General features: G+C 71.1%; 24 protein-coding genes and 1 tRNA gene. 18 read left to right on the top strand and 7 right to left on the bottom strand.

Going from position 1 to position 26,760, the window contains the following annotated elements:
- Window positions 1-115: 115 nt before the first annotated feature.
- From HQQ85_RS02715 to HQQ85_RS02705, 3 genes are all read left to right on the top strand, one after another.
- Entirely contained in the window at window positions 116-928 is an 813-nt protein-coding gene (locus tag HQQ85_RS02715; RefSeq protein ID WP_371741739.1) for a TrmH family RNA methyltransferase, read from the top strand.
- A gap of 33 nt (window positions 929-961) precedes the next feature.
- The gene (locus HQQ85_RS02710; protein WP_173180958.1) at window positions 962-2,521 is read left to right on the top strand and encodes an APC family permease; all 1,560 of its coding nucleotides are present in this window, start codon (window positions 962-964) and stop codon (window positions 2,519-2,521) included.
- A 100-nt stretch (window positions 2,522-2,621) separates the two neighbouring features.
- Complete coding sequence (locus HQQ85_RS02705) at window positions 2,622-3,863, top strand: D-alanyl-D-alanine carboxypeptidase (protein ID WP_173180957.1); 1,242 nt, start codon at window positions 2,622-2,624, stop codon at window positions 3,861-3,863.
- Between the two features lie 10 nt (window positions 3,864-3,873).
- Here the strand turns inward: HQQ85_RS02705 and HQQ85_RS02700 are convergent, their stop codons facing one another.
- A complete protein-coding gene (locus HQQ85_RS02700) occupies window positions 3,874-4,680 on the bottom strand; it encodes an SGNH/GDSL hydrolase family protein (protein WP_173180956.1) in 807 nt (268 codons plus the stop codon).
- A gap of 129 nt (window positions 4,681-4,809) precedes the next feature.
- Between HQQ85_RS02700 and HQQ85_RS02695 the strand changes: the two genes are divergently transcribed.
- Window positions 4,810-6,630, top strand: coding sequence for a DEAD/DEAH box helicase (locus HQQ85_RS02695; RefSeq protein WP_371741738.1), 1,821 nt, complete (start codon window positions 4,810-4,812; stop codon window positions 6,628-6,630).
- 64 nt (window positions 6,631-6,694) lie between these two features.
- The gene (locus HQQ85_RS02690) at window positions 6,695-8,149 is read left to right on the top strand and encodes a peptide MFS transporter (protein WP_173180954.1); all 1,455 of its coding nucleotides are present in this window, start codon (window positions 6,695-6,697) and stop codon (window positions 8,147-8,149) included.
- 4 nt (window positions 8,150-8,153) lie between these two features.
- Here HQQ85_RS02690 and HQQ85_RS02685 read toward each other — a convergent pair whose 3' ends face one another.
- From HQQ85_RS02685 to HQQ85_RS02665, 5 genes are all read right to left on the bottom strand, one after another.
- Window positions 8,154-8,870, bottom strand: a complete 717-nt coding sequence (locus tag HQQ85_RS02685; protein ID WP_173180953.1) for a ferredoxin reductase — start codon at window positions 8,868-8,870, stop codon at window positions 8,154-8,156.
- A gap of 1 nt (window position 8,871) precedes the next feature.
- Window positions 8,872-9,474 carry a sulfite oxidase-like oxidoreductase gene (locus HQQ85_RS02680; RefSeq protein WP_173180952.1) on the bottom strand — a complete coding sequence of 201 codons (603 nt, stop codon included), beginning with the start codon at window positions 9,472-9,474 and terminating at the stop codon, window positions 8,872-8,874.
- A gap of 38 nt (window positions 9,475-9,512) precedes the next feature.
- Window positions 9,513-10,013, bottom strand: coding sequence for a DUF1269 domain-containing protein (locus tag HQQ85_RS02675; protein WP_173180951.1), 501 nt, complete (start codon window positions 10,011-10,013; stop codon window positions 9,513-9,515).
- 34 nt (window positions 10,014-10,047) lie between these two features.
- On the bottom strand, window positions 10,048-11,433 hold the full coding sequence (locus tag HQQ85_RS02670; RefSeq protein WP_173180950.1) for an aminotransferase class V-fold PLP-dependent enzyme: 1,386 nt from the start codon (window positions 11,431-11,433) through the stop codon (window positions 10,048-10,050).
- An 88-nt stretch (window positions 11,434-11,521) separates the two neighbouring features.
- Window positions 11,522-11,606: transfer RNA gene (locus tag HQQ85_RS02665), tRNA-Leu, on the bottom strand.
- A gap of 105 nt (window positions 11,607-11,711) precedes the next feature.
- Here HQQ85_RS02665 and HQQ85_RS02660 point away from each other — a divergent pair.
- From HQQ85_RS02660 to mshC, 3 genes are read left to right on the top strand one after another with little or no spacing between them, the layout of a single operon-like run.
- Window positions 11,712-13,025, top strand: a complete 1,314-nt coding sequence (locus tag HQQ85_RS02660) for a M20/M25/M40 family metallo-hydrolase (protein WP_173180949.1) — start codon at window positions 11,712-11,714, stop codon at window positions 13,023-13,025.
- Window positions 13,026-13,073: 48 nt separating this feature from the next.
- Entirely contained in the window at window positions 13,074-13,898 is an 825-nt protein-coding gene (locus tag HQQ85_RS02655; protein WP_173180948.1) for an undecaprenyl-diphosphate phosphatase, read from the top strand.
- A gap of 28 nt (window positions 13,899-13,926) precedes the next feature.
- Window positions 13,927-15,210 carry a cysteine--1-D-myo-inosityl 2-amino-2-deoxy-alpha-D-glucopyranoside ligase gene (mshC, locus tag HQQ85_RS02650; protein WP_173180947.1) on the top strand — a complete coding sequence of 428 codons (1,284 nt, stop codon included), beginning with the start codon at window positions 13,927-13,929 and terminating at the stop codon, window positions 15,208-15,210.
- Window positions 15,211-15,226: 16 nt separating this feature from the next.
- Here the strand turns inward: mshC and HQQ85_RS02645 are convergent, their stop codons facing one another.
- Window positions 15,227-16,117, bottom strand: a complete 891-nt coding sequence (locus HQQ85_RS02645; protein WP_173180946.1) for a PAC2 family protein — start codon at window positions 16,115-16,117, stop codon at window positions 15,227-15,229.
- A gap of 110 nt (window positions 16,118-16,227) precedes the next feature.
- Between HQQ85_RS02645 and HQQ85_RS02640 the strand changes: the two genes are divergently transcribed.
- The 10 genes from HQQ85_RS02640 (at window position 16,228) to lnt (ending at window position 26,715) form a co-directional block, all read left to right on the top strand.
- Window positions 16,228-16,911 carry an HAD family phosphatase gene (locus tag HQQ85_RS02640; RefSeq protein WP_173180945.1) on the top strand — a complete coding sequence of 228 codons (684 nt, stop codon included), beginning with the start codon at window positions 16,228-16,230 and terminating at the stop codon, window positions 16,909-16,911.
- Window positions 16,908-17,972, top strand: a complete 1,065-nt coding sequence (locus HQQ85_RS02635; RefSeq protein ID WP_173180944.1) for a tRNA (adenine-N1)-methyltransferase — start codon at window positions 16,908-16,910, stop codon at window positions 17,970-17,972. Before HQQ85_RS02640 ends, HQQ85_RS02635 begins: the two co-directional genes overlap by 4 nt.
- A gap of 47 nt (window positions 17,973-18,019) precedes the next feature.
- Window positions 18,020-18,949 carry a hypothetical protein gene (locus HQQ85_RS02630; RefSeq protein ID WP_173180943.1) on the top strand — a complete coding sequence of 310 codons (930 nt, stop codon included), beginning with the start codon at window positions 18,020-18,022 and terminating at the stop codon, window positions 18,947-18,949.
- Between the two features lie 86 nt (window positions 18,950-19,035).
- Window positions 19,036-20,097 (top strand): WYL domain-containing protein, encoded by a 1,062-nt coding sequence (locus HQQ85_RS02625; protein ID WP_173180942.1) that lies wholly within the window; start codon window positions 19,036-19,038, stop codon window positions 20,095-20,097.
- Window positions 20,097-21,113: a YafY family protein gene (locus HQQ85_RS02620; protein WP_173180941.1), complete on the top strand. Its 1,017-nt coding sequence runs from the start codon at window positions 20,097-20,099 to the stop codon at window positions 21,111-21,113. Before HQQ85_RS02625 ends, HQQ85_RS02620 begins: the two co-directional genes overlap by 1 nt.
- Before the next feature lie 9 nt (window positions 21,114-21,122).
- Window positions 21,123-21,464, top strand: coding sequence for a hypothetical protein (locus tag HQQ85_RS02615; RefSeq protein WP_173180940.1), 342 nt, complete (start codon window positions 21,123-21,125; stop codon window positions 21,462-21,464).
- A 5-nt stretch (window positions 21,465-21,469) separates the two neighbouring features.
- Window positions 21,470-21,709, top strand: coding sequence for a Sec-independent protein translocase subunit TatA (locus HQQ85_RS02610; RefSeq protein WP_173180939.1), 240 nt, complete (start codon window positions 21,470-21,472; stop codon window positions 21,707-21,709).
- Window positions 21,710-21,759: 50 nt separating this feature from the next.
- Window positions 21,760-22,512 (top strand): twin-arginine translocase subunit TatC, encoded by a 753-nt coding sequence (gene tatC, locus HQQ85_RS02605; RefSeq protein WP_173181691.1) that lies wholly within the window; start codon window positions 21,760-21,762, stop codon window positions 22,510-22,512.
- Window positions 22,512-25,037, top strand: a complete 2,526-nt coding sequence (locus HQQ85_RS02600) for an RNA helicase (protein WP_173180938.1) — start codon at window positions 22,512-22,514, stop codon at window positions 25,035-25,037. Before tatC ends, HQQ85_RS02600 begins: the two co-directional genes overlap by 1 nt.
- A 7-nt stretch (window positions 25,038-25,044) precedes the next feature.
- Entirely contained in the window at window positions 25,045-26,715 is a 1,671-nt protein-coding gene (lnt, locus tag HQQ85_RS02595; protein WP_371741736.1) for an apolipoprotein N-acyltransferase, read from the top strand.
- The last annotated feature ends 45 nt before the right edge of the window (window positions 26,716-26,760 follow it).

The raw sequence follows: 26,760 nt of genomic DNA, 5'->3' as shown, positions 1-26,760 counted from the left end.
TGCAGTCTAAACAGTGGAGTTTTCGAGAATGTTTCCGCGACTGGCAGAGTGGGTGGGAATCCGTTCCGCCGACCGATCTTTCCCGACAGATCCGTTCCCGACAGAGAAGGCTCCCGTGCCCGTCATCCCGATCGACTCGCTCGACCGCCCCGAGCTCGCCGACTACCGCGGGCTGACCGACGTCGCGATGCGGCGTCTCCTCGAACCGGCCGGCGGCCTGTACCTGGCCGAGTCGAGCAAGGTGATCGAGCGGGCCGTCGCGGCCGGGCACCGGCCCCGCTCGGTGCTGCTGCAGCAGAAGTGGCTGGCCGACCTCGAGTGGCTCGTCGAGCGCTTCCCCGAGGTGCCCGTGTTCGTGGCCGACGACGCGCTGCTCGAGCAGCTGACCGGTTTCGCGATGCACCGCGGCGCCCTCGCGGCCATGCACCGCCCGGTGCTGCCCGACCCGCGCACCCTGCTGCAGGATGCCCGCACCGTCGTCGTGCTCGAGGACATCGTCGACCACACCAACGTCGGCGCCGCCTTCCGCTCGGCCGCCGGGTTAGGTGCCGACGCCGTGCTGATCACCCCGCGCTGCGCCGATCCGCTCTACCGCCGGAGCGTGCGCGTCAGCATGGGCACCGTGCTGCAGGTGCCGTGGACGCGGATCGGGGAGTGGAGCGAGGCCGCCCCGCTGCTGCACGACGCCGGCTTCACGATCGCCGCCCTGGCGCTCGGCGACGACTCGATCCCGCTGCCGGAGTTCACCCGCGCCCTGCCCGAGCGGGTCGCGATCGTGCTCGGCACGGAGGGTGATGGTCTCAGCCGGCGGGCCCTCGCCGCCGCTGACGTGCGCGTCGAGATCCCGATGCTGCACGGCGTCGACTCGCTGAACGTCGCCGCCGCGAGCGCGGTGGCCCTGTACGCGGTGGCCGCCGCGAAGCACTAGTCTTTCGGCACACCGTTCCGAAGGAGGCCCGACGTGGCAGACAGCAGCGCCGTTTCGACCGAGGCTCCGCGGCCTCCCGCCGGCAAGGGCCTCGCCGCCGGCAAGCTCGGTCTCGTCGGCTCCACGGTCATCGGCCTCGCCTCGACGGCGCCGGTCTACTCGCTCGCCGCCACCGTCGGCTTCGTCGTGCTCGCCGTCGGCGCCCAGGCGCCGATCGCGATGATCCTCGCGTTCATCCCGATGTTCCTCACCGCCTACGCCTACCGCGAGCTCAACCGGGCCGTGCCCGACTGCGGCACCGCGTTCACCTGGGTGACGAAGGCCTTCGGGCCGTGGACGGGCTGGCTCGCCGGCTGGGGCGTGGCGGTCGCCGGCATCATCGTGCTCGCGAACCTCGCCCAGATCGGCAGCAAGTACCTCTGGCTGCTCACGAACAACCCCGATCTGTACGAGAACGTTCCGCTCGTCACCGCCACCGGCGTCGTGTTCATCGGCCTGATGACCTTCGTCAGCGTGCGCGGGCTCGAGATCGGGGAGCGGCTGCAGAACATCCTGCTCGCCGTGCAGTACGTCGCCCTCGCGCTGTTCGTCGTGCTCGCGCTCTGGGCCGTGTTCACCGGCACCGCCCCGGAGGGATCGACGACGCCGCAGCTCGACTGGTTCAACCCGTTCGCCTTCACCTCGCTCTCGGGCTTCACCGAGGCGATCCTGCTCTGCCTCTTCATCTACTGGGGCTGGGACACCTGCCTCGCCCTGAACGAGGAGACGAAGGACCCGGAGCGCATCCCGGGCCGGGCCGCCGTGCTCTCGACGGTCATCCTGCTCGTCACCTACGTCTCGGTCACCGTCGCCGCCATGGCCTTCGCCGGCCTCGGCACCTCGGGCATCGGCCTCGGCAACGAGGGCAACTCCGAGGACGTCTTCCTCGCGTTGAAAGACGCGATCTTCGGCCCGTGGGCCTGGCTGCTCGTGATCGCGGTCTGCGTCTCGGCGATCTCGTCCACCCAGACCACCATCCTGCCGACCGCCCGCGGCACCCTCGCGATGGCCACCTACAAGGCGCTGCCGGCCGCCTTCGGCCGCATCTCGCCGAAGTTCCAGACCCCGCGCTTCGCCACGATCTTCATGAGCATCGTCGCCGTCACGTTCTACGTGGGCATGACGCTCGTGAGCGAGAACATCCTCGCCGACACGATCCTCTCGATCGGGCTCGCGATCGCCTTCTACTACGCGCTGACGAGCTACGCGTGCATCTGGTTCTTCCGCAAGGAGATCTTCACCACGGTGCGCAACTTCTTGTTCAAGGGCCTGTTCCCCCTCCTCGGCGGGCTGATGCTGACGGCCGCGTTCATCCAGTCGGCCATCGACATGTACGACCCCGAGTACGGCTACACCGTGATCTTCGGCATCGGCGGGGTGTTCGTGGTGGGCGTCGGCTCGCTCGCACTCGGCGTGGTGCTGATGGTCGTCTGGGCCTTCTTCCCCCGCTCGAAGGACTTCTTCCGCGGCCGGAGCCTCAACCGCGAGACCGAGGTGCTCGTGCCCGACACCGACCAGCTCGTGCCCCGCTCGGTCGACGGCGGGCTGATGTAGCGAGGCACTCGTCCGAGCGGTGCAGCTGCCAGGCGGCCGAGCGGCGCACTCGGCCGCCTGGCTGAGCGGCCCGCATCGGCCGCCTGGCTAGGATGACCGGGTGAGTCCCGCCAGCCCCGCCGTCTACCGGCGCCGACGCATCGTGGTGGGCGCGGCGCTCGTGCTGATCGCCCTCGTCGCCACCTACTTCCCGGTCGCGCTGCTCGGCCCCGTGCCGCGGGCCTCGGCCTCGGTGACGGATGCTCCGCCCACCGTGACCCCGGCCACCGCCCTCACGACGCCCGGTGCGGGCACCAGCGCCATCGGGCTCGTCACCGACGGCTCGGCGCAGACGCTCGGCGGCAGCGGATCCACCGACCCCCTCCCCATCGCCAGCATCACCAAGACGATCACGGCCCTGGTCGTACTCGACGCGAAGCCGATCGACGAGGGGAGCGACGGCCCGTCGATCACGATGACCGACGCCGACCTGGCCATCCTGCAGGCCACCCAGGCCGAGAACGGCTCGTGGGCCTCGGTGTTCCCGGGCCAGGTGCTGAGCGAGCGCGAGGTGATCGAGATCATGCTGCTCGAGTCGGCCAACAACTACAGCGTGACGCTCACGAACTGGGCCTTCGGCGACACGGCCTCCTACCTCGCCGCCGCCACCGCGTGGCTCGCGGAGCAGGGGCTCGGCGGCACGTCCGTCGTCGACACCTCGGGGCTGAACCCGGGGTCCCGCAGCACCACGGCCGATCTGCTGAGCCTCGCCCGGCTGGTGCTGGCCGACCCGGTGCTCTCGGGCATCGTCGGCACCGCCTCGCTCGAGCTGCCTCAGCTCGGCACGGTCGAGAACACCAACGACCTGCTGGGCATGAACGGCATCGACGGCGTGAAGACCGGCACCACCGACGAGGCCGGGTTCTGCCTGCTCTTCTCGGCCGACTACACCGTCGCGAGCGAGACCCTGCAGCTCGTCGGCGTCGTGCTGGGCGCCCCCGAGGAGGACACGCTGCACGCCTCGGTGCTGGCGCTGCTGCAGAGCGCCGAGGCCGGCTTCCAGACGGTGCCGCTCGTCACCGCGGGCGACGTGATCGGCTCGTACACGACGCCGTGGGGCGCGAGCGCCGACATCGTGGCGGAGGAGTCGGTGGAGGCGACCGTGTGGTCGTCGGCGACCGTGACCCGCAGCGCCCAGGCGGGGGAGATCGGCTCCGGCGCATCCGGAACCGAGGTGGGCACGGCGCGCTACACCGTCGACGGGATCACGCTCGGCAGCGGGGAGTACACCGTGCCGCTCGAGCTCGCGAGCGATCTCGACGGGCCCGACGCGGGCTGGAAGCTCGCCAACCCGTTCCGCTAGCGGCGAGCGGTCACGCCTCGGGCCCGGCCTCGGACGGCTCCGCGTAGACCGGCGAGGGGATCGGCCGCTTCGCCGTGACGTTGTCGCCGCTCGAGCGGTGCGTGATGCGGCGGATGACCCAGGGCACGAAGTGCACGCGCGCCCAGACCAGGTCTTCGCTGCGGGCCGCCCGCCAGGTGCGGCCGGGCAGCGGCTCGGGGTTGCCGGCCTGCAGGCCGTTCTCGACGTTGAGGGTGCGGAGCACCATCCGGGCCACCTCGTGGTGCCCGAGGGCGTTCAGGTGCAGGCGGTCGGTCGACCAGAGCCGGGTGTCCTGGATCTCCTTCAGGCCCCACTGGTCGGCGACGAGGCAGTCGTAGCGCTCGGCGATCACCCGGAGGTTCTCGTTGTAGATCGCCACCTTGCCGCGGATGCCGCGGAGCACGGGGGAGAAGCGCGTGTCGACGCCGGTGACGATGACCACGGTGGCGTCGCTCTCGCGGAGGCGCCGGATGCCCGCCTCGAAGCGCGCGGCGATGTCGTCGGGGTCGGTGCGCGGGCGCAGGATGTCGTTGCCGCCCGCCGAGATGGTGATGAGGTCGGGCTTCAGCTCGAGCGCCGGCTCGACCTGCTCGGCGAGGATCCTGTCCAGCAGGCGGCCGCGGATGGCGAGATTGGCGTAGGAGAAGTCCTCGTCCGTCGTCTCGGCCAGGTTCTCGGCCACGCGGTCGGCCCAGCCGCGGAAGCCGCCGGGACTGTTCGGCTCGGGATCGCCGATGCCCTCCGTGAAGGAGTCGCCGAGGGCGACGTAGCGCCGCCAGGGGTGCGTCTCAGGCATCGGATGGACCTCCTCACAACAGGTGTCGCCGTGGCGACTTGAACACTCTAGACCTGTCGCCGCGCCGACGCGCCCGGGCGACCTCGACGGCGGCTCGGCTGTCGGATGCGCAGAGTATCCTCGAACATCGTGACCAACCTGCCCCTCTTCGAACCCGCCCCCGGGACGAGCGCAGCCGGTCACCTCTCACCGTCGTTCCCGGCCCGCGCACCGTGGGGCACCGCCGGCCGCCTGCGTGCCTGGCAGGAGGAGGCGCTGACCCTCTACTTCGAGAAGGAGCCGCGCGACTTCCTCGCCGCCGCGACCCCCGGCGCCGGCAAGACGACCTTCGCGCTCCGCCTCGCCTCCGAGCTGCTGCACCGGCGCACCGTCGACCGCGTGATCGTCGTCGCGCCCACGGAGCACCTCAAGCGCCAGTGGGCCGATGCCGCCGACCGGGCAGGCGTGCGCCTGAATCCCAGCTTCCGCAACAGCGAGTCGCGCTTCGGCCGGCACTTCCACGGCGTCGCCCTCACCTACGCCCAGGTCGCAGCCCGCCCGTCGCTGCACCGCGAGCTCACCGAGGGTGCGAACACCCTCGTCATCCTCGACGAGGTGCACCACGGCGGCGACGCCCTGAGCTGGGGCGACGCGGTGCGCGAGGCGTTCGCACCGGCCACCCGCCGGCTCGCCCTCACGGGAACACCCTTCCGCTCCGACACCGCCCCCATCCCGTTCGTGGAGTACCTGCCCGACGAGCACGGCATCCGCATCTCCCGCAGCGACTACAACTACGGCTACGGCCGCGCCCTGAAAGACGGGGTCGTGCGCCCCGTGCTCTTCATGGTCTACGCGGGCCACATGCGCTGGCGCACCAAGGCCGGCGACGAGATGGAGGCCCGGCTCGGCGAGGGCAACACCAAGGACATCACCTCGCAGGCCTGGCGCACGGCGCTCGACCCGAACGGAGAGTGGATCCCGCAGGTGCTCGGCGCCGCCGACAAGCGTCTCACCGAGGTGCGTCAGGCGATCCCGGATGCGGGCGGCCTCGTGATCGCGACCGACCAGACCGTGGCGCGCGCCTACGCCGCGATCCTCGAGCAGATCTCCGGGCAGCCGGTCACCGTGGTGCTCTCGGACGAGAAGGAGGCCTCCGACCGCATCGAGCAGTTCTCGAAGAGCGACCGGCGGTGGATGGTGGCCGTGCGCATGGTGTCGGAGGGCGTCGACGTGCCGCGGCTCGCGGTGGGTGTCTACGCCACCAGCGCCTCGACCCCGCTGTTCTTCGCCCAGGCCGTCGGCCGCTTCGTGCGCGCCCGCCGGCGCGGCGAGACGGCGTCGATCTTCCTGCCGAACGTGCCGTCGCTGATGGCACTGGCCGAGAAGCTCGAGCTCGAGCGCGACCACGCGCTCGACAAGCGCGACGACGGCGAGAACCCCGAGGGCGACTTCTACAACCCCGAAGACGCGATGGTGGCCGAGGCCAACCGCAGTGAGCAGGCGTCGGAGGGACTGCTCGAGGAGTACAGCTTCCAGGCCATCAGCTCGGGCGCCACCTTCGACCGGGTGGTGTACGACGGAGGCGAGTTCGGCTTCGAGGCCGTCGTCGGCAGCGAGGAGGAGCTCGACTTCCTCGGCCTCCCGGGCCTCCTCGAGCCCGACCAGGTGCGCGATCTGCTGCAGCACCGGCAGGCGCGTCAGCAGAAGCACGCGAAGACGGGGATGCCGAAGACCGACACGCCCGACCAGGGGGGAGTGCCGGCACCGCTCTACCGCACGCTCAAGGAGCAGCGGAGCCTGTTGAACTCCCTCGTCGGCATCTGGGCGAAGCAGTCGAACGAGCCGCACGGCATGATCCATGCCGAGCTCCGCCGGATCTGCGGGGGCCCGGCCGTGGCTCAGGCCAGCGTGACGCAGCTGCAGGCCCGCATCGTCACCGTGCGCAAATGGATGGGCGCCTCCAACCACTGACCGCGCCCGAACGTGGGGTAGGCAAGCCGTCGCCCCGGGCCGATCACCGTGCCACTATGGCGGGATGACAGAGACCGTCGCCACGAAGGAACGAACCTTCTTCGGCCAGCCCTTCTCGCTCGTGCACGTCTTCGGCGTGGAGATGTGGGAGCGGTTCTCGTTCTACGGCATGCAGGGCATCCTGCTGCTGTACATGTTCTACTCGGTCGCCGAGGGCGGCCTCGACATCCCCAAGCCCGTCGCCGTCGGCATCATCGGCGCCTACGGCGGGTCGGTGTACCTCGCCACGATCCTCGGTGCCTGGGTGGCCGACCGGCTGCTCGGCTCGGAGCGCACGCTGTTCTTCAGCGCCATCGTCGTGATGGCCGGGCACATCGCCCTGTCGCTGCTGCCGGGACTCGTGGGGCTCGGCGCCGGGCTCATCCTGATCGCCCTCGGCTCCGGCGGCGTGAAGGCGAACGCCACCTCGGTGGTCGGCACGCTGTACACGGAAAAGGATCCGCGGCGCGACGCCGGCTTCTCGATCTTCTACCTCGGTATCAACCTCGGCGCGTTCTTCGGACCGCTGCTGACCGGCCTGCTGCAGACCACCGCCGGCTTCCACTGGGGCTTCGGGCTCGCCGCCGTGGGCATGGCGATCGGGCTCACGCAGTACGCCTTCGGGCGGCGATCGCTGCCCGCCGAGTCCAAGGAGGTGCCGAACCCCCTGCCCACCTCGCACCGGGTGCGGATGGGGCTGATCGCCGCCGCCGCGATCGTGCTGATCGTCGTGCTCGTGGTCGTCGGGGTGCTCACCGCCGACAACCTCGCCGACGCCGTGGCGCTCGTCACCCTGGCCGCCTCGATCGCCTACTTCGTCGTCATCCTGTCGAGCTCGCGCATCACCGCCACGGAGCGCAAGCGGGTGTTCTCGTTCATCCCGATGTTCATCACTAGCGTGGCGTTCTGGGCGCTCTACCAGCAGCAGTTCACCGTCGTCACGATCTACGCGAACGACCGCCTCGACCTGAACCTGTTCGGCTGGTCGATGCCCGTGGCCTGGGTGCAGTCGATCAACCCGATCTTCATCATCATCCTGTCGGGCGTGTTCGCCGCGATCTGGTCGAAGCTCGGCTCGCGGCAGCCTCCGACGCCGTTCAAGTTCGCTGCGGCGGCGATCGTGATGGGCATCGCGTTCCTGCTGTTCATCCCGTTCTCGGGCACCGGAGCGCACGGCACGCCGCTGATCGCCCTCGTCGGCATCCTGTTCGTCTTCACGATCGCCGAGCTGCTGCTGTCGCCGGTGGGGCTCGCCCTGTCGACGCGCCTCGCGCCGAAGGTCTTCCGCACCCAGATGGTCGCGCTGTTCTTCCTGTCGATCGCGCTCGGCACGGCACTGTCGGGCATCCTCGCGAAGCTGTACGACGAGAACGACGAGGTGCCCTACTTCGGCATCTCGGGCCTCGTCGCGATCGTCGTCGGTGTGCTGCTCGTCGTCGCGACGCCCTGGGTGCGCAAGCTCATGGTCGGCGTGCGCTGAGGGGTCAGGCGCCGCCGAAGCGCTCGGTGCGGATCGTCATGGGGTCGACGCCGGCGGCCACGAGGGCGTCGGAGGCGAGCTCCACGAAGCGGGTGGGGCCGCAGATGTACGTGGAGGCGTCGGGGGCATCGCCGGCCGCCCAGGCGGTGATCCGGGCGGCGTCGATGCGGCCGAGGGTGCCCGTCCAGCCCGGGGGTGCGTGCCGGGTGTACTGCAGGGTGACCTCGGCCTTCGCCGCATCCGTCAGCTCGGCGAGCTCGTCGCGGAAATAGACGAACTCGGGGGAGCGCACGGAGTAGAGCAGCTTCACGGGCGCCGTGTTGCCCGAGGCGATGTGGGTGCGCAGGATCGAGACGAGGGGGGCGACGCCCGAGCCGCCGCCGATCATCCGGATCGGCTCGGTCTGCTCGGGGCGCCAGACGAACCAGCCGCCGAGCGGGCCGATGACCTCGAGCTGGTCGCCGACGGACACCCCGCGCACGAGGTAGGGGGAGACCTCGCCGTCGGGCATCAGCTCGACGCTGACCGCCACGACCGGGTCGCCCGCCGCCGAGGACAGCGAGTAGGAGCGCGCCGCCTGGTAGCCGTCGGGGGCGGTGAGGCGGATATCGATGTGCTGACCCGCCAGGGCGCCCTTCCAGTCGGGCACGCGCAGCATCAGCGTGCGCGCGGTGGGAGTCTCTTCACGGATTCCGACGACGTCGGCTACGGCCCAGTTCACGCTAGGAATCGTAGTAGTAGCGCTCTTCCTTCCAGGGGTCGCCGTAGGCGTGGTAGCCGTTGACCTCCCAGAAGCCGAGCTCTTCGGTGTCGTGCAGGGTGATGCCGTTGACCCACTTCGCGCTCTTCCAGAAGTAGAGGTGCGGCACCAGCAGGCGGGCGGGCCCACCGTGCTCGGGGTCGAGCGGCTCGCCGCCGAACTCGAACGCGACCCAGGCCTTGCCGCCCAGCAGGTCCTCGAGCGGCACGTTGGTGGTGTAGCCGCCGAAGGAATGCGCCATCGTGTAGCCGGCGCTCGTCTCGACGTTCTCGAACAGCGTGTCGAGCGAGACGCCGCGCCAGGTGGTGTCGAACTTCGACCAGCGGGTGACGCAGTGGATGTCGGTGTCGACCGTCTCGATCGGGAGCTTCATGAACTCGTCCCAGGTCCAGCTGGTCTTCTCACCCGACTCGTTCGTGATCGTGAACGACCACTCGCCCTGGTGGATGTTCGGCGTGGGCCCGGCCGAGAGCACGGGGAAGTCCTTCGTCTCGTACTGCCCGGGAGGCAGCTTGGGGTCTTCCTCCCGCTTCTTGCCGAAGAACCCCGGCGTGATGATCCCCATGATCGCTCCTCTCGTCTCTCCCTGAAAGCCTAGGGCGCTCAGGACTCGCGCGACTCCGACATATCGTGAATGAGCTCGCGCTCGTCCTCCGCGCTCAGCGAGGTCTTGATGACCGTGCCGTTGTACGGCGCGAGGGCGGCCGCGAACTTGTCCTCGGTGATCTTGGTGGCGTAGAGCACGACGGCCGACTTGCCCTGGCTCACCGCATCCTTCACCTGGCCGCGGAACTCGGCGTTCAGGCCCGTGCGGTCGATGCCGGCGAACAGCGCGCCCATCAGGCCGCCGAAGACGAGGCCGACGAAGGGCACGAAGAAGAGGATGCCGATCAGCGTGCCGAAGAGGGCTCCGCCGGCGGCCCCGACCCCGATGTTGCCGACTCCGCCGGGGTAGTCGACGTGGCTCTTGCCGTCCTCGTCGACCTTCACGACGGCGAGGCCCGCGAGCTGGACGATCAGGTCGCCCTGCAGCTCCTGGATCTTCTCGTAGGCGCCCTCGGCGTCGGTCTCGGTGTCGAATGCGATCACGATCAGATCGGCCATGGGGCTCGTCCTTCGGTCGGTGGGCGGAGCGGAATCAGCTCTCGGCACCGAGCGTAGCGCGCGAGACCGCCTCGACGGCAGTGTCGATGTCGCGAGCATCCGTCGACCAGTTGCTGACGGAGAGGCGCAGCACGTCGCGGCCGGCCCAGCGGGAGCCCGACATCCACACGGCGCCGTCGGCGATCACCCGGCGGGTCACCTCCCGGGTGCGCTCGTCGCTGCCGAACGAGAGGCAGACCTGGGTGAAGGCGACCTCGTTCAGCACCTCGACGCCGCGCAGCCGGCCGAGGCGGTCGGCGAGCTCGGTCGCGGTCGCGGCGAGCCGGTCGACGAGCTCGACGACGCCCGAGCGGCCGAGCGACCTCAGGGCCGCCCAGACCGGCACTCCGCGGGCCCGGCGGGACATCTCGGGCACGCGCTCGAAGGGGTCGGTCGCGGTGCCGTCGCGCAGCAGATAGGCGGTGTGGGCCGAGAACGCGGCGAGCATCGGCTCGGGCCGGCGCACGACCACGACGCCGCAGTCGTAGGGCACGTTGAGGGTCTTGTGCGCATCCGTCGCCCAGCTGTCGGCGAGCTCGACCCCGTCGAGCCGGGGCCGGAGCGTCGGGCTGGCCGCCGCCCAGAGCCCGAAGGCGCCGTCGACGTGCACCCAGGCGCCGCGGTCGTGGGCGAGGCCGATCGCCTCGCGCATCGGGTCGAAGTCGCCGGAGTGCAGGTCGCCGGCCTGCAGCACGACGATGCACGGGCCGTCGACGTCGTCGAGGGCCTGGCTCAGCGCATCGAGACGGATGCGCCCCTGATCGTCGGCGTCGACCGCGCGCGGCGTGCCGAGCCCGAGGCAGCGCAGCGCCAGATCGACGGAGGCGTGGTGCGACGCGCCCGCGAGCACCGTGACCCGGGGCCCGCCGGTCAGGCCGTCGGCGTCGACGTCCCAGCCGGCCGCCCGCAGCACCGCGCTCCGGGCGGCGGCGAGACCGACGAGGTTGCCCGTCGTGGCGCCGGTGGGGAAGCCGACGGCGGAGTCACGGGGGAGCCCGAGCAGCTCGAGCAGCCAGGCGCCGGCCTGCTCCTCGAGGGCGGCGGTCGCCGGGGTGGCGACGCGCATCGCGGCGTTCTGGTCCCAGGCCGAGACGAGCCAGTCGGCGGCCAGGGCGGCGGGCAGCGTGCCGCCCATCACCCAGCCGAAGAACCGGCCCGAGGGGATCGCCATGAGGCCCGGCTCGGCGATCCGGGCGAGCTCGTCGACGACCTCGGCGGGGTCGAGCGGATGCTCGGGCAGCGCCATCGCGATCGAGGCCTGCAGCGCGTCGGCGGTGACCCGGGGGCCGACCGGCCGCGTCGGCATCGACGCGAGCCACGCTTCCGCGTGCTCCCGCGCCCTCTGCAGCGCCTCGCTGTAGTCGTCACCGTCGGCCGACATGGGGACAGGGTACGCCCGCGCGGGCCGCATGTTAACAGAAAGAAGGCCCGGTCTCTCGACCGGGCCTTCGTCACTGTCTCAACCAGTGTGTCCGAGGGGGGACTTGAACCCCCACGCCCTATACGGGCACTAGCACCTCAAGCTAGCGCGTCTGCCATTTCCGCCACCCGGACTGGATGTCGACCGGAGCTCTGCGCTACCGGCCAAGAGAAGACATTAGCACGGATGCGGAGCGCGCAAATCCACTCGCTGTCGTGGGCGCCCGGTAGCGTGTTCGCATGACGTCAACGCCTGGGAACGACCCGCTCGACCTCACCACGACCATCGCCCGCGACCTGATCCGGTTCGACACCTCGAACTACGGCGAAGGCCGGTCGAACGGCGAGACGGAGGCCGCGGAGTACCTCGCGGCCCACCTCGAGCGGCTCGGTCTCACGGTGCAGTCCTTCGACGCCGCGCCCCTGCGCACCAGCATCGTCACCCGGGTCGAGGGCCGCGACCGCTCGAAGCCCGCGCTCGTGGTGCACGGCCACACCGACGTCGTGCCGGCCATCGCCGCCGACTGGTCGGTCGACCCCTTCGGCGGGGTCGTGAAAGACGGCATGCTCTGGGGCCGCGGCGCCGTCGACATGAAGAACATGGACGCCATGATCGTGACGGCGCTCGACCGCATCCTGGGTTCGGGGCGCCAGCCGGAGCGCGACCTCGTGGTGGCGTTCTTCGCCGACGAGGAGGCCGGGGGAGTGCTCGGCTCGGGGTACCTGGTGCGCGAGCATCCGGAGCTCTTCGCCGGCGCGAGCGAAGCGATCAGCGAGGTCGGCGGCTATTCGATCGACCTCGACGGCAAGCGCGCCTACCTCGTGCAGACGGGCGAGAAGGCGCTGATCTGGATGACGCTCGTCGCGCGCGGCACCGCCGGCCACGGCTCGCAGGTCAACGCCGAGAACGCGGTCACCCGGCTGGCCCGCGCCGTCGCCGCGATCGGCGGCCGGGAGTGGCCGCTGCACCTCACCGCGACCACCCGGCAGCTGCTCGACCGCGTCGCCGAGCTGCTCGGCAGCCGGGCGCAGAACCTCAGCCCCGACGAGATCGCCATCGCCACCGGCACCGCCTCGCGCTTCATCTCGGCGACCCTGCGCACCACCGCCAACCCGACCGGGCTGACCGCGGGGTACAAGCACAACGTCATCCCCGACCGGGCCGAGGCGATGATCGACGTGCGCGTGCTGCCGGGCGAAGAAGACGCGGTGCTCGCCGAGATCCAGGAGCTCGTCGGCGACGACATCGAGATCCTCATCGCACACCGCGACATCGGGCTCGAGACGAGCTTCGACGGCGAGCTCGTCGACGCCATGATCGGCTCGCTGCAGCGCCACGACCCGGGTGCCGAGGTGCTGCCGTACCTGCTCTCGGGAGGCACCGACAACAAGGCGCTGAGCCTGCTCGGCATCCGCGGATTCGGGTTCGCGCCGCTTCAGCTGCCGCCCACGCTCGACTTCCCGGCCATGTTCCACGGGGTGGACGAGCGGGTGCCGCTCGACGCGCTAGGGTTTGGCGCAGACGTTCTGACCGATCTCTTGCTGCGGTACTGATCCGCGAGACCACACCACCTCAACGACCACACCATCCCAAAGGGAGACATGGACTTTCTCAACGCCGTCATCCTCGGCTTCGTGCAGGGCCTGACCGAATTCCTCCCCATCTCCTCGAGCGCCCACCTGCGCATCCTGGGGGAGTTCCTGCCGGGGGCGAAAGACCCGGGGGCGGCGTTCACCGCCATCACGCAGCTCGGCACCGAGACCGCGGTGCTGGTGTTCTTCTGGCGCGACATCACGCGCATCGTCTCGCGCTGGGCCAAGTCGCTCGCGGGCCGCGTGCCCCGCAACGACCCCGACGCGCGGATGGGCTGGCTGATCATCATCGGCTCGCTGCCGATCATCGTGCTCGGCCTGCTCTTCCAGGACGCGATCGAGACGACGCTCCGCTCGCTCTGGATCGTCGCCGTGATGCTGATCGTCTTCGGCGTGCTGCTCGGCATCGCCGACTACGTGGGTGCCAAGCGCCGCCGCCTGAAAGACCTCACGGTGCCGCACGGCGTGATCTTCGGCTTCGCGCAGGCACTGGCGCTGATCCCGGGCGTCTCGCGCTCGGGCGGCACCATCACCGCCGGGCTCTTCATGGGCTACGAGCGCCGGGCGGCCGCGCGCTACTCGTTCCTGCTCGCCATCCCGGCCGTGTTCGGCAGCGGGCTGTACCAGGTCTACAAGTCGATCGGCGAGCCGAGCGTCTACGGCCCGGTCGAGACGCTGGTGGCGACAGTGATCGCGTTCGTCGTCGGCCTCGTGGTGATCGCGTTCTTCATGAGCTACATCTCCAGGCGCAGCTTCCTGCCGTTCGTGATCTACCGCATCGTGCTCGGCGTGGTGCTGATCGTGCTGCTGTCGGCGGGGCTCATCGCGGCTTGACGCCTGCCGGAGCGCCTAGGCTTGTGCGGTGCGTTCCTGGACCCGACCCGTCATCCCCTCCCTCCCCGGCCGCGGCACGCCGCCCCGGCTGCACGATGACGCGAGCGGACGGTTCCTCGACAGCGCCGACCCCGCCGCCCGCGCGACGCTGTACGTCTGCGGCATCACGCCCTACGACGCCACGCACATCGGCCATGCCGCCACCTACCTCGCCTTCGACACCCTGCTCCGCAGCTGGCTCGACGCGGGGCTCGAGGTCTCCTACACGCAGAACATCACCGACGTCGACGACCCGCTGCTCGAGCGCGCGGCCGCGACAGGCGTCGACTGGCGGGAACTCGCCTCGAGCCAGGTCGAGCTCTTCCGCACCGACATGGTGGCGCTCGGCGTGGTGCCGCCCGACGCCTACGTCGGCGTCACCGAGACCATCGGCAGCATCGCGCAGGCCGTCGACGAGCTTCGGGCCCGCGGCATCGCCTACGAGGTGCCCACTCCTGACGCGCTGACCCCGGATGCGACGGACTGGTACTTCGACATCGCCGCGGCCGAGCGGGCCACACCCTGGGTGCTCGGCTCCGAGAGCGGGCTCGACCGGGAGACCATGAGCCGGCTGTTCGCCGAACGCGGGGGAGACCCCGCCCGTGCCGGCAAGCGCGACCCGCTCGATCCGCTGCTCTGGCGCGTCGAGCGCGCCGGCGAGCCCGCCTGGGACACCTCGTTCGAGCAGATCGGCCGTGGACGCCCCGGCTGGCACATCGAGTGCTCGGTGATCGCCCGGGAGACCCTCGGCGACACCATCTGCGTGCAGGGCGGCGGCGGCGACCTCGTCTTCCCGCACCACGAGTTCAGCGCCGCGCACGCCACGGCGCTCACCGACGAGCGGTTCGCGCGGGTGAACGCGCACGGCGGACTGGTGGCGTTCGACGGCGAGAAGATGTCGAAGTCGCTCGGCAACCTCGTGCTGGTGTCGCAGCTGCGGGCGGCGGGCGTGGAGCCGGCCGCGGTGCGGCTGGCAATTCTCGCGCATCCGTACCGCGACGACTGGGAGTGGCACCGCGGCGACGAGCTGCTCGCCGCCGAGCGCCTGGCGGGCTGGCGCGCGGCCGCCGCCCGCGACTCAGAAGAGGCACCGGGCGGCGACGCCGACGAGGCGCTGCCGCTGCTCGAGCGCGTGCGGTCACGGCTGCACGACGACCTCGACACCCCGGGCGCGCTCGAGGCGTTCGACGCCTGGTTCGACGAGCCGCACCCGGAGGCCGCCACCGCCCTCGCGGCCGACGCCCTCGACGCCCTCCTCGGCATCCGCCTCTAGCAGGCAGGGCAGGGCGCTAGTCGCGGCGCCAGGGCTCGTCGGGGCGCGAGTCGCCGCCGGCGCGGCCGTCGCCGCGCTTGCGGAGGTAGCGCTCGAACTCCTGGGCGATGGCCTCGCCGCTCGCCTCAGGCGAGTCGACCGTGTCGCGCGCCTGTTCGAGCTGCTGGATGTAGGCCGCCATGTCCTCGTCCTCGCCGGCGAGGGCGTCGATGCCCGTCTCCCAGGCGGTCGACTCGTCGGCGAGGTCGCCGCGCTCGACCGAGACGCCGATCAGCTCCTCGATCTTGTCGATCAGCGCGAGCGTCGCCTTGGGGGAGGGCGCGTTGTGCACGTAGTGCGGCACCGACGCCCAGACCGAGACGGTGGGGATGCCCGCGTTCTCGGTGGCCTCGGCGATCGCGCTGAGGATGCCGACCGGCCCTTCGTAGCTCGAGCGCTCGATGTCGAGCTCGCTGCGCACGACCGGGTTCTCGCTGGTCGAGAAGACCGAGATCGGCCGGGTGTGCGGCACGTCGGCGAGCATCGCGCCGAGCAGGATGACGCCCGTGACGTCTTCCGCGATCGCCGTCGACATCACCTCCGCGACGAAGCGCCGCCAGTTGCGGGAGGGTTCGGTGCCGAGCAGCAGGTAGAGCTGCGGGCCCTCGGCCGGCGCGGTCGCGTCGCCGGGGCCGAAGATCTCGGCGCCGGGCCAGACGAGCACGCGCTTGCCGTCGTCGTCGACCGTGACGTTCGGCCGGTTGAACTGGTAGTCGAAGTACTCCTCGGCGTCGACCTCGGCGATCTGCACGACGTCGAGCTGGTCTTTCAGCACCTTCAGGGCTCCGGTAGCGGCCTCGCCGGCGTCGTTCCATCCTTCGAACGCGACCAGGAGAAGTCGTCCACGCTGGAATCCGTTGTCTGTCACCGTGATGGGTTACCTCACTGCCTTCCGGACCTCCGCACGGTGCGGGTGCCGTGCAACAAGGATAGGCGTTCGCCGGGATTCCCGAGGCGGGGCCCGTAGACTGTTCGCCCGTGACTGAATCCTCCTCCGCCGCACGGCCGGTTCCCACGGCCCTCCTCTGGGACATGGACGGCACGATCGTCGACACCGAGCCGTACTGGATGCGCGCCCAGGAGGAGCTCGTCTCCTCGTTCGGCGGCACCTGGAGCCACGAGGCCGCGATGACCCTCGTGGGCTCGGGCCTCGACCGCACCGCCCGCATCCTGCAGGAGCACGGCGTCGAGATGGAGTCGCAGCCGATCATCGAGCTGCTCTCCACCCGCGTGATGGAGCAGATCAGCGAGCGGATGCCCTGGCGACCCGGTGCCCTGGAGCTCCTCACCGAGGCGCACGACGCCGGCATCCCGATGGCCCTCGTCACCATGTCGATCGGGCGGATGGCGCAGCACGTCGCCGACCACATCCCGTTCCCGGCCTTCTCCACGGTCGTCTCGGCCGACGTCGTCACGATGTCGAAGCCCCACCCCGAGGCCTACCTCACCGCCGCCGAGCGCCTCGGCATCGACATCGCCGGCGCGGTCGCGATCGAGGACTCGCCCACCGGCGTGGCCTCTGCCGTCGCCTCGGGCGCCACCGTCATCGGGGTCGAGCACCTGCTCACGCTCGCCGGCACCGACGCCCACGTCGTCTGGCCGACGCTCGCCGGCCGGGGCCTCGCCGAGGTCTCCGCCGTGCTCGAGGGCGTGCACGCGTGAGCGCCCAGTACAGCGGGCCGTTCCGCGAGGGCGACCGCGTGCAGCTGACCGGCCCGAAGAACAAGCTGAACTCGATCACGCTCGAGTCGGGCAAGGTCTTCCACTCGCACCGGGGGTACATCGACCACGACGCCCTGATCGGCCTGCCCGACGGCTCGGTCGTCGAGAACTCCGTCGGCGTCGAGCACCTCGCGCTCCGCCCGCTGCTGACCGACTTCGTGATGTCGATGCCCCGCGGCGCCGCCATCATCTACCCGAAGGACGCGGCGCAGATCCTCGGCCAGGCCGACGTCTTCCCCGGCGCGACCGTCGTCGAGGCGGGCGTCGGATCCGGCGCGCTGTCGCTCTGGCTGCTGCGCGCCATCGGGCCCGGCGGCCAGCTGTCGAGCTTCGAGCGGCGCGAGGAGTTCGCCGACGTCGCGCGGGGAAACGTCGCGGCGTACTTCGGCCGCGAGCCCGAGGAGTGGACGGTGACGGTCGGCGATCTCGTCGAGGCGCTGCCGGCCGCGCATCCGGAGCACACCGTCGACCGCGTCGTGCTCGACATGCTCGCCCCCTGGGAGTGCGTCGACGTCGTCGCCGACGCGCTGAAGCCCGGTGGGGTCGTGCTCTGCTACGTCGCCACCGTCACGCAGCTCTCGCGCACGGTCGAGGCCCTCCGCGACACCGGCCTCTTCACGAACCCGGTGCCGAACGAGACGATGATCCGCGGCTGGCACGTCGAGGGCCTGGCCGTTCGCCCCGACCACCGGATGATCGGCCACACCGGCTTCCTGGTCAGCGCTCGACGGCTCGCCCCGGGCGCGGTGCTGCCCGAGCTGAAGCGCCGTGCCTCCAAGAGCGACTTCTCCGACGAGGACATGGAGGCCTGGACCCCGGGCGCCCTCGGCGAGCGGGGCATCAGCCCGAAGAGCCTGCGGAAGCGCGTGCGCGCGGCCACCGCGACGGCGAACGCGGCCCTGGCCCGCGAGGCCCGAGAGGGCGGCGACGCCGGCGACGCCCCGGAGGCGACCGGGGCATCCGAGGCGTCCGAGAGCGCTCCGCGGGATGAAATAGGATGATCTCGCTCACCGGGCCGTCGGCTCGTCGAACGCAGGAAAGAGGATCCGTGCGCAAGTTCCCCGCGCTCATTCTGTCGGCAGGTCTGCTGCTCTCGCTCGCGGCGTGCTCGACCGGCGCGAACGCCGCCGACGGCTGCTCCGACATCACCGCGCCCGGCAAGGCCAGCGAGTCCGTCGAGGTGACCGGCGACGTCGGCGGCGCCCAGACCGTCACCTTCCCCTCGCCCCTCGTCGCGGACTCGGCCGAACTGTCGACCGTCGTGGCGAACGACGACGACGAGGCGCCCGTCGCCGGCTTCGGCGGCATCGTCAACGTGAGCTACTCCGTCTACGACGGACAGACCGGCGCCGCCGTCGGCTCGCCCTCCACCGGCCTGATCGCCGTCTCCGACACCCTGCCCCAGGGCCTGCAGGACGCCCTCGCCTGCTCCGCGGCGGGCGAGCGCGTCGCGCTCGTGCTGCCGAACGAGGACGCCGCGAAGATCGTCAGCGGAGCACCCGGCTCGATCGTCATGGTCTTCGACGTCGACCGCACCTACCCGAACCACGCGAGCGGCACCCCGCAGCCCGCCCAGTCCGGCTTCCCCTCGGTCGTGCGCGACGAGACGGGCCGCCCGGGCATCACGGTCACCTCGACCGAGGCTCCGGATGCCGCCGAGTCGGCGCTCCTGATCAAGGGCGACGGCGACACCGTGGCCGACGGAGACGCGCTGCTGGTGCAGGCGACCTCGGTCAGCTACGCCGAGCCGCGCAGCACCTCGGTGAACACCTGGGAGGACGGCTCGCCCCAGCTGTGGCTCGCCTCCGACGACACCGCCCAGACGAGCGGCTCGGCCCAGCCGGCCGGCATCGCCCAGTTCCTGATCGGCCAGCCGATCGGCTCGCAGGTGCTCGTCGTGCTGCCGACCGACGACGGCGCCTCGGCCACGGCCTGGGTCGTCGACATCCTCGGCGTCGTCCCGCCCGCCGCGGGCTGATCGCGCCCGGCCGTCCGGCCCGCACCGGCCGCCCCCGGCGGGCGGCGGGCCGCGGCCGGCTCGCGCGCACGGCCTAGAATGGACGGGTGCCCTCGCGTAGCAAGACCTCGCCTCCGGTGCCGGTCGAGGAGCGTCTGTTCAGCCTCGTGCTCGCGCTGCTCGCGACCGAGTCCGGGCTGACCAAGAGCGAGATCCTCTCCACGGTGCAGGGCTACCGCCAGCGGTACTCGGCCAACGGCGACAACGCGAGCCTCGAGCGCCAGTTCGAGCGCGACAAGGACGACATCCGCGAGCTGGGCGTGCCGCTCGAGGCCATCGACACCCCGGGAGAGCCGGGCAACAACCAGTCGCAGCGCTACCGCATCCCGCGCACCGCCTACGAGCTGCCCGCCGACATCAGCTTCTCCGACGCCGAGACCACGCTGCTGAACCTCGCGGCCATGGCCTGGCGCGAGGGCTCGCTCTCGCGGGAGTCCCGCCGGGCGCTCCTCAAGCTGCGCTCGATCGGCGTCGAGACGAGCGATCCCGTGCTCGGCTACGCCCCGCGCATCCGCACCCGCGACGCCGCGTTCGACCCGCTGAACGACGCCCTGTCGCGCGGGGTCGGTGCGTCGTTCGCCTATCTCAAGCCCGGTGACGCTGCCGCGCGCCTGCGCACCGTGACCCCGCTGGCGCTCGTTCAGCACCAGGGGCGCTGGCACCTCAAGGCGATCGACCAGGGCGTCGGCGAGTCGCGCACCTTCCTGCTCTCGCGCATCACCGGCCCCGTGAAGCTCGGCCGCGCATCCGTCGATGTGCCACCCGGCGACTACGCCGCGATCGCCCTCGCCGAGCTCGACGCCATCTGGGAGGCCAACGTCGCCGAGCTCGAGGTCGCCGCCGGTAGCGACGCCGAGGTGCGGCTCGGCCGCCGCCGCGGCGCGACGAGCCCGGGGGAGGGCCGCCTGCTGCTGCACTTCACCGATCTCAACCTGCTCGCCGACGAGCTCGCGGGCTTCGGCCCCGAGGTGCTGGTGATCGGCCCCGGGCACCTGCGCGACGCCGTGATCGAGCGTCTCGAGACCGCGGTGCGCGCCCACACCGCCGAGGCCGCCGCCGGCCCGGCCGCGGCACCCGCCGTCGACACCACCGCCGAGGAGACCCGCTGATGGCCCGCGACGCCCAGCCCTTCGCCTTCGCGCAGGACAAGCTGACCTTCCTGCTCGCCCTGGTGCCCTACCTGATCGACCTCGGCCGGGTCTCCGTCGCCGAGGCGGCCGCCCACTTCCAGGTCACCGAGAAGCAGATCCGCGACGCCGTCAAGCTGATCGCGGTCTCGGGAGTGCCCGGCGAGACCACGCAGTACCAGCACGGCGACCTCTTCGACATCTCCTGGGACGACTTCGACGAGCGCGACGAGATCGTGATCACCCACATGGTCGCGCTCGACGACTCGCCCCGCTTCTCGTCCCGCGAGGCCGCCGCGCTGATCGCCGGGCTGCAGTACCTCCAGTCGCTTCCCGAGAACGTCGACAGCGGCGTCTACTCCTCCCTGATGGACAAGCTGGCCCGCGGTGCCTCCGAGCGGCCGAGCCAGGTGGCGATCGCGGGCTCCGACACCACCGCCTCCCTGGCCGAGGTGCGCGACGCGGTCGGCCGCGGGGTGCAGATCGAGTTCGACTACCTCTCGGCCCGCGGCTCGCGCGAACGGCGCACGGTCGATCCGCTGCGCATCGACTCCGACGACGAGAACTGGTACCTGCGCGCCTGGGACCACGCGCGCAGCGCCGTCCGCACCTTCCGCCTCGACCGGATGACCGGCATCACGGTCACGAGCACCCCCGTCACGGGCAGCCACGACGACGTCCCCCTCGGCGACCGCCTGTTCGTCGGCGGCGACGACGACCTGACGGTGACGATCGAGCTCGACCCCTCCGCGATGGCTCTGCTCGGTGAGTTCGTCTCGAGCGTCGACGAGACGGCGCCGGCGGGTGGCGAGGGGGCGGATGCGCAGCAGACCGCGTCGGGACGGGTGCGCACGCGCATCCGCGTCGCCCACATGCACAGCCTGAAGCGTCTCGTCACCGCGATGCCCTCGGCCGTCACGATCGTCGACCCCCCGGAGGCCGCGGCCGCCGTCGTCGACTGGGCGCGCGCCGCCCTCGACCGCTACCGGACGGCCTAGGCTTACGGCATGGCGTGGTGGGCGTGGCTGATCATCTGGACCGTGCTCGTGCTCGGGCTGCTCGGCATGCTCGCGCTCGTGGGGCTGCGGCTCTGGCGCAAGTTCCGCGGGGCGCTGGCGGCTCTCGAGGAGCTGACCGAGAAGGTCGCCCGGCTCGCCGAGAACGTCGAGCAGCTCCAGCCCGAGGAGCCCACCGAGCGCGCCATCCTGACCGGCTACTCCGAGATCGCGACGCGCCACGACATCCGACGGGACCGCCGCTCCGAATACCGTGAGGACCGCAGAGCGGCCCGACTGGCCCGAGGTAAACTCCTCATCAGGCCCGACACAGTACCGACCCTAAGGAAGTAAGACCGATGCTCGGAAACGCATTCACCGGATGGCACCTGATCGCCATCCTGGTCGTCATCCTGCTGCTGTTCGGTGCGACCCGCCTCCCGGCCCTCTCGAAGAGCCTCGGTCAGTCGATGCGCATCTTCAAGAACGAGACCCGGGCCATGAAAGAGGAGAGCGCGGCCGACAAGGCCGACGCGACCGGAGCGGCCGAGGCCGGCCGCAGCACCGGAACGGGCACCACCGAGCCTCCGAAGCCGTAAGGGCCGTGGCCGCAGCATCCACGCGGCCGAAGCGCTCCCGTGACGGGCGGATGTCTCTCGGCGCCCACCTGATCGAGCTGCGCAAGCGGCTGTTCCTCGCCGCCCTCGGGCTCGTCGTCGGCATGGTCGTCGGCTGGATCGTGTCCGACTTCGTGCTGAACGCGCTGATCCAGCCGATCACCGAGATCTCCGCCGAGCAGGGGCGCGCCGCCTCGCTGAACTTCACGGACATCTCCTCGGCGTTCGACCTGCGCATCCAGATCGCCTTCACCGTCGGCGTCGTGCTCTCCTCCCCGGTCTGGCTGTACCAGATCTGGGCGTTCGTCATGCCCGGGCTGAAGAAGAGCGAGAAGCGCTACGCCGTCGGCTTCCTCGCCTCGGCCGTGCCGCTCTTCCTCGGCGGCTGCGCGGCCGGCTGGTACGTGCTGCCGCACATGGTGGTGCTGCTCACCGGCTTCGCGCCCGAGGGCACCACCGCCCTGCTCACCGCGCGGTCGTACTTCGACTTCGTGCTGAAGCTGGTGCTCGTGATCGGCGTGGCCTTCGTGCTGCCCGTGTTCCTCGTGCTGCTGAACTTCGCCGGGGTGCTCTCGGCGGTGGCCATCCTGAAATCGTGGCGCATCGCGATCCTCGCCATCACGGTGTTCACCGCCATCGCGACGCCGGCGGCCGACGTGATGTCGATGTTCCTGCTCGCGGTTCCCATGGTGCTGCTCTACTTCGCCGCGGCGGGCATAGCCTGGTTGCACGACCGGCGCGTGCGCCGGACGCAGCAGAGCTACGACGTGGAATTGGCGGTCTGATGGCAGGCAAGCAGAACACCCGGGTCACGGCGACGGCCGACGACGAGGGCCTGAGCCCGGCTGAGCGCTTCGCCGCGAGCCGCAAGCGGGCCGGGCATCCGCTCGTCGACCAGTTCCGGGCAGGGCTCGGCTTTGACCTCGACCCGTTCCAGATCGAGGCGGCCGGGGCGCTCGAAGACGGGCGGAGCGTGCTCGTCGCGGCCCCCACGGGAGCCGGCAAGACCGTCGTCGCCGAGTTCGCCGCCTATGTCGCGATGCAGTCGGTGCGCGACAAGATCTTCTACACGGCGCCGATGAAGGCGCTCTCGAACCAGAAGTTCAACGAGTTCGTCACCGAGTACGGCCCCGACGAGGTGGGCCTGCTCACCGGCGACACCAACATCAACGCGGATGCCCGGATCGTCGTCATGACGACCGAGGTGCTGCGCAACATGCTCTACGCCGACTCGGCGCTGCTGACGAACCTGCGCTTCGTCGTGATGGACGAGGTGCACTACCTGGCCGACCGGTTCCGCGGGGCGGTGTGGGAGGAGGTCATCATCCACCTGCCGCAGAGCGTCAAGCTCGTCTCGCTCTCGGCGACCGTGTCGAACGCCGAGGAGTTCGGCGACTGGCTGCAGGCCGTGCGGGGCGACACCGAGGTGATCGTCTCGGAGGAGCGGCCCGTGCCGCTTGACCAGCACGCGCTGGTGAAGACCAAGCTGATCGACCTGTTCGACTCGAGCGGGCGGGCCGCGACCAACCGGGTGAACCCGGAGCTGGCGCAGCTCGTGCGGGGCGGGGCCTCGTACGGCAACGATCGGCGGAGCGGCCCCGGCGCCTACCGTGGCGGCGGGGGCGGCGGAGGAGGAGGCCGCGGTCGCGGCGGTCGCGGCGGACGGTTCAACGGCCCGTCGCACGGCCTCGAGCGCATGGACCGGCCCGAGGTGATCGCCCTGCTCGAGGAGCACCGGCTGCTCCCCGCCATCTTCTTCGTGTTCAGCCGGCTCGGCTGCGATCAGGCCGTGAAGCAGGTGCTCCGCGCCGGCGTGCGGTTGACGACCTCCGACGAGCGCGAGGAGATCCGCCAGATCGTCGACGAGCGCTGCCGCACCCTGCTCGACGAGGACCTCGCCGTGCTCGGCTACTGGGAGTGGACCGAGGGCCTGCAGCGCGGGGTCGCCGCCCACCACGCCGGCATGCTGCCCGCCTTCAAGGAGGTCGTCGAGGAGCTCTACCAGCGCAAGCTGGTCAAGGTCGTCTTCGCGACCGAGACGCTCGCGCTCGGCATCAACATGCCCGCCCGAACCGTCGTGCTCGAGAAGCTCGAGAAGTTCAACGGCGAGGCGCGCGTGCCGATCACCGCGGGGGAGTACACCCAGCTCACCGGGCGTGCCGGCCGTCGCGGCATCGACGTCGAGGGCCACTCGGTGATCCAGTGGCGCGACGGGCTCGACCCGCAGGAGGTCGCCTCGCTCGCGTCGCGGCGCACCTACCCGCTGAACTCCAGCTTCCGGCCCACCTACAACATGGCCGTGAACCTGATCGACCAGTTCGGCCGGCCGCGCACCCGCGAGATCCTCGAGTCGTCGTTCGCCCAGTTCCAGGCCGATCGCGCCGTGGTCGACCTCGCCCGCAAGGTGCGCCAGCAGGAGGAGTCGCTGAAGGGCTACGAGGAAGCCATGACGTGTCACCTCGGCGACTTCCGCGAGTACGCGAAGATCCGCCGCGAGCTGACCGACCTCGAGCGATCCGGGGCAGGGAAGGCCGACACGCTCTCCCGCGGCGACCGGGAGAAGCGGCAGCGCCACATCGCCTCGCTGCGGCGGCAGCTGCGCGCGCATCCGGTGCACGGCTGCAAAGACCGGGAGTCGCACGCCCGCTGGGCCGAGCGCTGGTTCACGCTGAAGCGCGACACCGACAAGCTGACGCAGCAGATCCAGACCCGCACCAACGTGATCGCGAAGGTCTTCGACCGCGTCACCGACGTGCTGCTCGGCATGGGCTACCTGCGCCGCGACGAGCACGGCGCGACCGAGCTGACCGAGCACGGCAAGACGCTGAAGCGCATCTACGGGGAGCGCGACCTGCTGGTGGCGGAGTGCATCCGGCAGAAGGTCTGGCACGATCTCGACCCCGCGTCGCTCGCCGCGATGGCCTGCGCGCTCGTGTTCGAGCCTCGCCGGGAGGAGGCCGAGGGCAACGACCGCAACCTGCCGCGCAGTGCGTTCCGCGAGGCGCTCGACCGCACCCAGACCCTGTGGGCCGAGATCGACGACGTCGAGCGCGAGCACCGCCTGCCGGGCAGCAAGCCGGTCTCGACGGGGCTGGCGGCACCCATGCATCGCTGGGCCCGCGGCGGCTCCCTCGACGACGTGCTGTTCGAGGCCGACCTGGCCGCCGGTGACTTCGTGCGCTGGTCGAAGCAGACGATCGATCTGCTCGACCAGCTGCAGGGCACGGCGGATGCGCGGCTCGCCACCCTCGCCCGCTCGGCCATCGACGCGGTGCGCCGCGGCATCGTCGCGTACTCCTCGGTGGCGTGAGGCCGTCGTGACCCGTCTCCTCGACCCCGCTGCGCCCATCGGCACCCCCGGTGGATCGTCGTCGGCCGACCGATCCGGCGCCGCTCGCGCTGGTTCCGGGCGGTTCCGCCGCGCCCGCCGCACGGCCGGCCTCGGCGCCGTGCCCGTCCCGCCCGCGGCGCCCATCCTGCCGCTCTGGCTCGCCGTGCTCGCGGCCGTCGGCGCCGGCATCACCCTCGACGCCGGGTTCCCCGACAAGAACCTCTGGCCGCTGACGCTCCTCGGCGTCGGCATCGTGCTCGTCGCGCTCGTCGGCCGCAGCTGGGGCGGCGCGCTGCTCGTCGGCCTCGTGGGCGGCGCCACCTTCTGGGGCGTGCACATCATCTGGCTGACGCTCTACCTCGGCTTGGTGCCGTGGCTCGGTCTGACGCTGTTCGAGGCGGTCTACTTCGCGCTCGGCGCCATCCTGATCGCCCTGGTCTACCGTCGGGCCGACCGGGTCTGGCCGGGCCGCTGGGGCCGCCTCGGGCTCGTGCCGATCGTCATCGCCGGGCTGTGGACGCTCCGCGAGGGCATCAACGCGATCTTCCCCTACGGCGGCTTCTCCTGGGCGCGGGTGGCGATGTCGCAGTCCGACAGCCCGTTCACCTCGCTGATCGCCTGGGTCGGCATGGCCGGCCTGAGCTTCCTGCTGGTCTGGCTGGTCGCCTTCACCGTGCAGCTCTGCCGCGAGGGGCGCTGGGCGACGGATGCCCTGAGCCGCCCCGCGCGCGTGCTCGCCGCCGTGACGGCCGCGGTCGCCCTCCTCGCGGTGCCGGCCTGGTCGGCGCCCACCTCGGGCACCTCGCGCATCGGGGGAGTGCAGGGCGACTCCGACGCCGGACTGTTCGCCGTGCACGAGCGCGGCGACATCCTGAACGACCACGTCTCGGCGTCCCGCTTCCTCGAGGGGCAGAACCCCGACATCGTGGTCTGGCCCGAGAACGGCTCCGACATCGACCCGACGACGAACTCCCTCGCCGCCGGAACACTCGACGCGGTGAGCCGCGAGCTCGGCGACGTGCCGCTCGTGGTGGGAACCATCCAGGTGCGCGGCGACAAGGTCTACAACACCTCGCTGCTCTGGCAGGACGGGCAGGCCACCGACCACTACGACAAGCGGCACCCGGTGCCGTTCGCCGAATGGATGCCCAACCGTGCCTTCTTCCGCAGCCTCGCCCCCGAGCTCGTCGACCTGGTCACCCGCGACTACGAGTTCGGCACCACCGACCTCACCTTCGACATCGACGGACTGCGTGCGGGCATCTCGATCTGCTTCGACATCACCGACGACGCCGTGATGCGCGCCATGTCGGCCGAGGGCTCCCAGGTCGTGCTGGCACAGACGAACAACGCCGACTTCGGGCAGACCGACGAGAACCTGCAGCAGCTCGCCATCGCGCGGCTGCGGGCGGTGGAGTTCGGGCGGAGCGTCGTGAACATCTCGACCGTCGGCACCTCGGCGATCATCGGTCCCGACGGGCAGAACATCACCACGATCCCGGCCTACGAGGCGGGGGCGATGATCGCGGACGTGCCGCTCGCGACCGTGCCGACGCCGGCCGCGCTGCTCGGCTTCCAGCTCGAGTGGCTCGTGGGTGGCCTCGGCCTGGCCGGCCTGGTAGTGGCGCTGTGGGCGGGCCGCCGCCGCCGAGCCTGACCCGCCCGCGGGCACAGAAACGCCGCCCGGGCTTCTGCCGAGCGG

This window comes from Herbiconiux sp. VKM Ac-2851 (assembly GCF_013205105.1).
GTDB lineage: Bacteria > Actinomycetota > Actinomycetes > Actinomycetales > Microbacteriaceae > Herbiconiux > Herbiconiux flava.
This window is presented reverse-complemented; position numbering and strand designations above follow the sequence as displayed.